Source organism: Sinobaca qinghaiensis (assembly GCF_003610495.1).
In the GTDB taxonomy this organism is placed as follows: Bacteria; Bacillota; Bacilli; order Bacillales; family Marinococcaceae; genus Sinobaca; species Sinobaca qinghaiensis.
Window position 1 is genome coordinate 1 of the sequence record NZ_RAPK01000004.1, and the last position, 1,483, is coordinate 1,483.

General features: G+C 56.1%; 1 rRNA gene. It reads left to right on the plus strand.

Features of this window, described 5'->3' with window-relative positions:
• Window positions 1–1,474 (plus strand): 16S ribosomal RNA (locus ATL39_RS00330); the annotation flags it as partial.
• Window positions 1,475–1,483 lie beyond the last annotated feature (9 nt).

The window sequence follows — 1,483 nt, forward strand, 5'->3', positions numbered from 1 at the left end:
AAACCGGGGAATTGAGCGGCGGACGGGTGAGTAACACGTGGGCAACCTGCCCTCTAGACGGGGATAACTCCGGGAAACCGGAGCTAATACCCGATAATCAAGCAGATCACCTGATCTGCTTGTAAAAGCATGGCCTTCGGGCCATGCACTGGAGGATGGGCCCGCGGCGTATTAGCTAGTTGGAGAGGTAAGGGCTCCCCAAGGCGACGATACGTAGCCGACCTGAGAGGGTGATCGGCCACACTGGGACTGAGACACGGCCCAGACTCCTACGGGAGGCAGCAGTAGGGAATCATCCGCAATGGACGAAAGTCTGACGGTGCAACGCCGCGTGAGTGATGAAGGTTTTCGGATCGTAAAGCTCTGTTGTGAGGGAAGAACAAGGGCGGTTCTAACAGGGCCGCCCCCTGACGGTACCTCACCAGAAAGCCCCGGCTAACTACGTGCCAGCAGCCGCGGTAATACGTAGGGGGCAAGCGTTGTCCGGAATTATTGGGCGTAAAGCGCGCGCAGGCGGTTCCTTAAGTCTGATGTGAAAGCCCACGGCTCAACCGTGGAGGGTCATTGGAAACTGGGGAACTGGAATGCAGAAGAGGAGAGTGGAATTCCACGTGTAGCGGTGAAATGCGTAGATATGTGGAGGAACACCAGTGGCGAAGGCGGCTCTCTGGTCTGTTATTGACGCTGAGGCGCGAAAGCGTGGGGAGCAAACAGGATTAGATACCCTGGTAGTCCACGCCGTAAACGATGAGTGCTAGGTGTTAGGGGTTTCGATGCCCTTAGTGCCGAAGCTAACGCATTAAGCACTCCGCCTGGGGAGTACGGCCGCAAGGCTGAAACTCAAAAGAATTGACGGGGGCCCGCACAAGCGGTGGAGCATGTGGTTTAATTCGACGCAACGCGAAGAACCTTACCAGGTCTTGACATCTTTTGCTACTTCTGGAGACAGAAGGTTCCCCTTCGGGGGACAAAATGACAGGTGGTGCATGGTTGTCGTCAGCTCGTGTCGTGAGATGTTGGGTTAAGTCCCGCAACGAGCGCAACCCTTAATCTTAGTTGCCAGCATTTGGTTGGGCACTCTAAGGTGACTGCCGGTGACAAACCGGAGGAAGGTGGGGACGACGTCAAATCATCATGCCCCTTATGACCTGGGCTACACACGTGCTACAATGGATGGTACAGAGGGATGCGAAACCGCGAGGTGGAGCCAATCTCGCAAAGCCATTCTCAGTTCGGATTGCAGGCTGCAACTCGCCTGCATGAAGCCGGAATCGCTAGTAATCGTGGATCAGCATGCCACGGTGAATACGTTCCCGGGCCTTGTACACACCGCCCGTCACACCACGAGAGTTTGCAACACCCGAAGTCGGTGAGGTAACCCTTTGGGAGCCAGCCGCCGAAGGTGGGGCAGATGATTGGGGTGAAGTCGTAACAAGGTATCCCTACCGGAAGGTGGGGATGGATCACCTCCTTTCTACGGAGC